The sequence below is a fragment of the Spirulina sp. CS-785/01 genome, assembly GCF_028330525.1.
Classification (GTDB): domain Bacteria; phylum Cyanobacteriota; class Cyanobacteriia; order Cyanobacteriales; family Spirulinaceae; genus JAQMSD01.
The window spans coordinates 1-5,791 of record NZ_JAQMSD010000058.1 but is presented as its reverse complement, the minus strand read 5'-3'; the positions used below and the strand labels follow the sequence as shown (position 1 = coordinate 5,791).

Sequence of the window (5,791 nt, the reverse complement as noted above, 5' to 3'; positions counted from 1 at the left end):
CCACTAACTCTAGTTTTCAAGGTTCAGTTGCCTCGATTAGAGGCTCGGTTGTTAAACTGGTTGAATACCGCTCCAGTTTCTCCATGATAGCAGAGTCGCCCTGAAAGGGCGAGGCTTTAGACCCAAAATTTCTGGTAACCGGAGGAGGTGGGGGGTGGACTGCTGAGAATCCGGGATTCTCAAGACGTTGGGCGACTTGGAGAAACGAGCCATGGGTTAAAATAACCAGGACTGTTGATTCTGTCGTCGCAAGTTGCCTATTGCGCCATCAGGAATAATATACAAAACAGTATTGCAGCACAGAATTAAGGAGTTGCCATGAGAATTGCGATCGCCAGAGAAAATCTGGAAGTCGGAGAACGTCGGGTCGCCCTAACCCCCGATGTAGTCTCCCGTGTCACTCAACAAGGATGGGAAATCTGGGTTGAGTCTGGGGCCGGAGACGGTTCATTTTTTGAGGATGACACCTACCGAGAAGCCGGGGCCAGTATTATTGGCGACCGGGAAAAACTCTGGGGAGAAGCAGATATTCTCCTCAAAGTCGCCCCACCCATGGACCATGAACTCGACTACCTCAAAGAAGGCAGCACTTTAATTAGTTTTCTCAATCCCCTCGGACAACCAGAATTGAGTCAAAAACTGCAAGCTCGGAAAGTGACAGCTTTGAGTATGGAACTCATTCCCCGCATTAGTCGCGCCCAAAGCATGGATGCTTTATCCTCTCAAGGGAGTGTAGCAGGTTATAAAGCCGTTCTCATTGCGGCTGCCGCCTTACCGAAATTTTTCCCCATGTTAACCACCGCAGCCGGAACAATTCGCCCGGCCAAAGTCTTAGTCATGGGGGCGGGGGTTGCTGGACTACAAGCCATTGCCACCGCCCGACGCTTAGGCGCGGTAGTCGAGTCCTTTGATATTCGCCCGGAAGTGAAAGAACAAGTGGAAAGTTTAGGGGCGAAGTTCGTAGAAGTGGACTTAGGGGAAGATACCGTGGCCGAGGGGGGATACGCCAAAGAAGTCTCCGAGGCCGCCAAGCAGAAAACCCAAGAGGTAATGAGCGATCGCGTGGCCGCCTCGGATGTGGTCATCACCACCGCCCAAGTCCCTGGTAAAAAAGCCCCCACCTTGGTGACAGAAGCCATGGTACAACGGATGAACCCCGGTTCAGTCATTGTAGATTTAGCCGCAGACCAAGGGGGCAACTGTGAAGTCAGCGAAGCGGGCAAAGATATCCAATACCAGGGTGTCACCGTCATTGGCCCCATTAACCTCCCCTCCTCCATGCCCGTCCATGCCAGCCAAATGTACGCTAAAAATATCTCTACCCTCCTGAAACTCTTAATTCAAGAGGGAGAACTCAACCTCAACTTTGAGGATGAAATCATTGCGGGAACTTGTGTCACCCATAACGGAGAACTCCGCAATGACCGTGTGAAAGCCGCTTTAGGGGTAAAAGTCAACGCCTAGACCCCTCACCGTAAGTGCCAACGGTTCTGAGCGTGTCACAATACCTTTGCAGAACGAAACTTAGACCTATGACGACAGCAACCTTAGTCACCAGTTTGTTTGTGTTTGTATTAGCCGCCTTTGTCGGCTTTGAGGTCATCAACAAAGTGCCTCCCACCTTGCATACTCCCCTCATGTCTGGGGCGAATGCCATTTCAGGAATTGCGGTTTTAGGGGCGATTTTAGTCTCTGGAACAGGCAATCTAACCTTGAGTGCGATTTTAGGCTTAATTGCCGTAATTTTGGCAACGATCAACGTTGTAGGCGGTTTCCTCGTCACTGATCGGATGCTACAGATGTTTAAGAAAAAGGAGGCATAATCCATGAATTGGAGCGAATTTTTGCCCACGGGCATTCAACTGAGTTATTTAGTGGCGGCCTCCCTGTTTATTTTAGGGTTGAAGCAATTAGGATCGCCATCCACCGCCAGACGAGGCAATCAACTGGCAGCAGTCGGGATGTTGTTGGCCGTGGTGGCCACTCTCCTCGACCGAAGCGTGTTGAGTTATGGCACAATCTTTCTCGGTATGGCCATTGGGGCCATGATTGGGGCTGTGGCCGCCTATCAGGTAGAAATGACCGCTATGCCTCAGATGGTGGGGATTTTCAATGGTTTAGGGGGCGGTGCGTCAGCTTTAATTGCGATCGCAGAATTTTGGCGCGTCCTCAGCACAGGTGAACCCCTCTCCCTCACCTCCCTCATCGTCATTGTTCTCGGCATCCTCATTGGTGGAGTCACCCTCACAGGGAGCTTTATCGCCTTCGGGAAACTCCAGGGCATCCTACCTGGTTCACCCATTGTTTTCCCCCTCCAACAGCCCTTAAATGTCCTCTTACTCGGTGGCTTTTTAGTGGGCAGTGTTTACTTTATGACGGACCCCAATACCCTCTCCGTCTTTTTCGGATTAATTGCCATTGCACTCATCCTGGGGGTATTCTTTGTTATCCCCATCGGGGGTGGAGATATGCCCGTCGTGATCTCCCTGTTAAACTCCTATTCCGGTTTAGCGGCAGCCGCTGCCGGGTTTGTGGTCAATAACAATATGCTGATCATTGCCGGGGCCTTAGTGGGGGCATCAGGGATCATCCTGACCAATATCATGTGTAAAGGGATGAACCGTTCCCTCACCAACGTCCTCTTTGCCGGGTTTGGGTCCGATGGAGGCAGTAGTGCAACCGCCGGAAGTTCTGGCAGTGCCAAGGCCAATCAAACCGTGCGCAGCGTTGACCCTGAAGAAGGAGCGATGATGTTAAAATACGCTCGTTCTGTGGTCATTGTCCCCGGCTACGGCATGGCTGTCGCCCAAGCGCAACACAGTGTTAAAGAATTAGTGGATCAATTAGAAAGTGCCGGAGTTGAAGTCCGCTATGCCATTCACCCCGTAGCGGGACGAATGCCTGGACACATGAATGTTTTACTGGCGGAAGCCAATGTGCCGTATCCCCAGTTATACGACATGGAGGATATTAACCCCCAATTTGATAAAACTGATGTGGCGTTAGTTATTGGGGCCAATGATGTGGTTAACCCGGCGGCCCGTCATGACAACAGTAGTCCTATTTACGGAATGCCCATTCTCGAAGTGGACAAAGCCAAAAGTACCATTGTCATTAAACGAGGCATGGGAACTGGCTTTTCTGGGGTTCAGAATGAGTTATTTTTCGAGGATAAAACCATGATGCTGTTTGGCAGTGCCAAAGATATGGTTGGCCAGTTAGTTGCAGAAGTGAAACAACTGGCTTAGATGCTTTGGTCAGCATTCAGCTATCAGTTTTCAGCCATCAGCTTGTAGGGTGGGCATTGCCAGCCCTGTCAAGGTGAGAAATTGTAGAACGAGAAACCGTTGTTTCAAACACTTGTGAGAGACATTTTCTCCCCCTCTCCCAAGGTTGGGAGAGGGGGTTGGGGGGTGAGGGCGACTCCAAACCGCCATATCTCATTACCCACCTTGACAGGGCTGGGTGGGCATTGCCCACCTATTATTAGAACTGAACACCCCTAAAGAAACTGTTTCAACGTCTGCACCACTTGTTCTTGCTCCTCGGAAGTTAACTCTGGGAACATGGGCAAAGACAACACCTCTTGACAGGCTTGTTCCGCCTTGGGAAAACTGCCCTCAGTTGCCTTTAAATGATCATAGACAGGCTGTAAATGGAGGGGACGGGGATAATAGACCATTGAGCCAATTCCCGCCTCTTGTAGAGCCATACGGAGGGCATCCCGACGATTTTCTGACCCCTCGGATAGAACCCGGATAGTGTATTGATTCCACACGGCCTTCCCTTGGGGGGGAGCAGTGGGTAATACTAAATGAGCCAGGGGACTTAATAACTCCTGATACCGTTGGGCAATGTTAGCTCTAGCTTGATTAAAACTATCTAAATGGCGGAGTTTAATCTGTAAAATTGCCCCTTGTACCGCATCGAGACGACTATTCACCCCAATGACATCATGAATATAACGGGTGGGTTGTCCGTGTTGCCGTAATTTATTGACAGTGGCGGCAATTTCGGGATCATTGGTGGTGACAGCCCCCCCATCTCCACATCCCCCTAAGTTTTTAGTGGGGAAGAAACTAAAACAACCCACATGGCCAAGATTGCCGACTTTTTTTCCCTCCCATTCTGCTCCAGTGGCTTGAGCGCAGTCTTCAATAATTACTAAGTTATGCTGTTGGGCAATATCTAGCAGGGGAGGCATTTCAACGGGACGGCCAAATAAATGAACGGGCATAATGGCCCTGGTTTTGGGGGTGATGGCCTGTTCAATTTGCCCGCTATCTAAATTAAAAGTTTCTAGATCAATATCCACAAAGACGGGAGTGGCCCCAACTTCGCTGATGGTTTCTGCGGTGGCAATGAAGGTAAAGGGGGAGGTGATGACTTCATCCCCTGGGCCAATGTTAAAAGCGCGTAATGCTAAGTAAAGGGCATCTGTCCCGGAATTGCAGCCTAAACAATGGGTTGACCCGATATACTCACTAAAGGCTTGTTCAAAGTCACTGACGGCATTACCGCCAATATAACGGCCCGATCGCAAGACTTCGGAAACCACAGGATTAATTTCGGCTTCCAGGGTTTGATATTGACGGGTTAAATCAAAGGGGGGGATTTTATTCACTCGCTTAACACCTAAAATTTCACAATACTTGTCACCAATGCTGATTACTTTACTGTTTAGGGACAATGGAAGCAATTATTGAACTGGATTTACTCGATCTGGCGTTATCCTTGGGGTTGGTGGGAGTTGCTATGGTGCTTTCCCTTTGGCAACGCTTACAGTTAGAACAGCAACTGCTTTTGGCTACAGGCCGCACGGTTTTACAGTTGTTGGTTGCGGGCTATTTATTGGCTTTTGTGTTTGAAATTAACCAACCTTGGTTAGTCCTGTTGGCTATTGCGGCCATGACGACGGTTGCTGCTATGGTGACTCGTAACCGTATTGCCCCGAAACTCCCCCTGTTATCTCTGATTTGGTTGTCCCTAGCGGGAAGTACGTTTCTCACCCTGAGTTATACTATTTTGCTTATTGTACAACCCCCCCAGTGGTATTCGCCCCAATATCTTATTCCCTTGGCGGGGATGGTGTTAGGGAATGCCATGAATGCGGCCACTTTAGCGGGAGAGCGGTTGGTGAGTACCCTGCGTCACAGTGCTTTAGAAATTGAAACTCATCTCAGTTTAGGGGCCAGTCCCCAACAAGCCATTCAAACCTATCGCCAAGCGTCGATTCGGGCTGGCTTAATCCCGTTGATTAATCGTATGATGGTGGTAGGGTTGGTGACGTTACCCGGAATGTTGACGGGACAGGTGTTGAGTGGGGTTAATCCCATTAATGCTTCCCTGTATCAGATTTTGGTGATGTTCATGATGGCCTTTGCGGAGATGGTCATTGTGTTATGGGTAACTTGGGGGGTGAGTCAGCAATTTTTTAACCCTCATGCCCAATATGTTGTCAAGAATTCAATGACCCCCACCTACTTCGTGAGGTGAGGGAGTGGGGAGAGATAACCTTCCCGTAGCTGCGAATAGAGCCAAGAGCGGTTAACGAGTAAACACTTCTAGATGTTTCTCTAGTTTGGATTAGATGTAAGGGGGTGGAATCTCGCCCAACTGGGTTAGTCCAGGACACAGCGTTAACCGTGGCGTAAGAGACATAAACCTGATTCGGAGGGGTTATACCTATGAACCGAATTCCCGTAGTTTCTAAAGACGGACAACCGCTAATGCCGACCAAGCCCAGTCGAGCCCGTAAATGGGTAGAGTCTGGTCGTGCCGTCGGCAAGTG

The 5,791-nt window shown here is 49.7% G+C and carries 6 protein-coding genes; 5 read left to right on the top strand and 1 reads right to left on the bottom strand.

Annotated elements, in window-relative coordinates:
* Window positions 1-318 precede the first annotated feature (318 nt).
* From PN462_RS03260 to PN462_RS03250, 3 genes are all read left to right on the top strand, one after another.
* Window positions 319-1,464, top strand: a complete 1,146-nt coding sequence (locus PN462_RS03260) for a Re/Si-specific NAD(P)(+) transhydrogenase subunit alpha (protein WP_272126505.1) — start codon at window positions 319-321, stop codon at window positions 1,462-1,464.
* A gap of 68 nt (window positions 1,465-1,532) precedes the next feature.
* Complete coding sequence (locus PN462_RS03255; RefSeq protein WP_272126504.1) at window positions 1,533-1,823, top strand: NAD(P) transhydrogenase subunit alpha; 291 nt, start codon at window positions 1,533-1,535, stop codon at window positions 1,821-1,823.
* A gap of 3 nt (window positions 1,824-1,826) precedes the next feature.
* Entirely contained in the window at window positions 1,827-3,248 is a 1,422-nt protein-coding gene (locus PN462_RS03250; RefSeq protein WP_272126503.1) for an NAD(P)(+) transhydrogenase (Re/Si-specific) subunit beta, read from the top strand.
* Between the two features lie 254 nt (window positions 3,249-3,502).
* Here the strand turns inward: PN462_RS03250 and PN462_RS03245 are convergent, their stop codons facing one another.
* The gene (locus PN462_RS03245; protein ID WP_272126502.1) at window positions 3,503-4,624 is read right to left on the bottom strand and encodes a DegT/DnrJ/EryC1/StrS family aminotransferase; all 1,122 of its coding nucleotides are present in this window, start codon (window positions 4,622-4,624) and stop codon (window positions 3,503-3,505) included.
* A gap of 65 nt (window positions 4,625-4,689) precedes the next feature.
* On the opposite strand from PN462_RS03245, the gene PN462_RS03240 reads away from it, so the two are divergent.
* Both PN462_RS03240 and PN462_RS03235 read left to right on the top strand, forming a co-directional pair.
* Window positions 4,690-5,496, top strand: a complete 807-nt coding sequence (locus PN462_RS03240; protein WP_272126501.1) for an ABC transporter permease — start codon at window positions 4,690-4,692, stop codon at window positions 5,494-5,496.
* 191 nt (window positions 5,497-5,687) lie between these two features.
* Window positions 5,688-5,791: RRXRR domain-containing protein (locus PN462_RS03235; RefSeq protein WP_272126506.1), on the top strand; the 104-nt coding region annotated here is incomplete at its 3' end.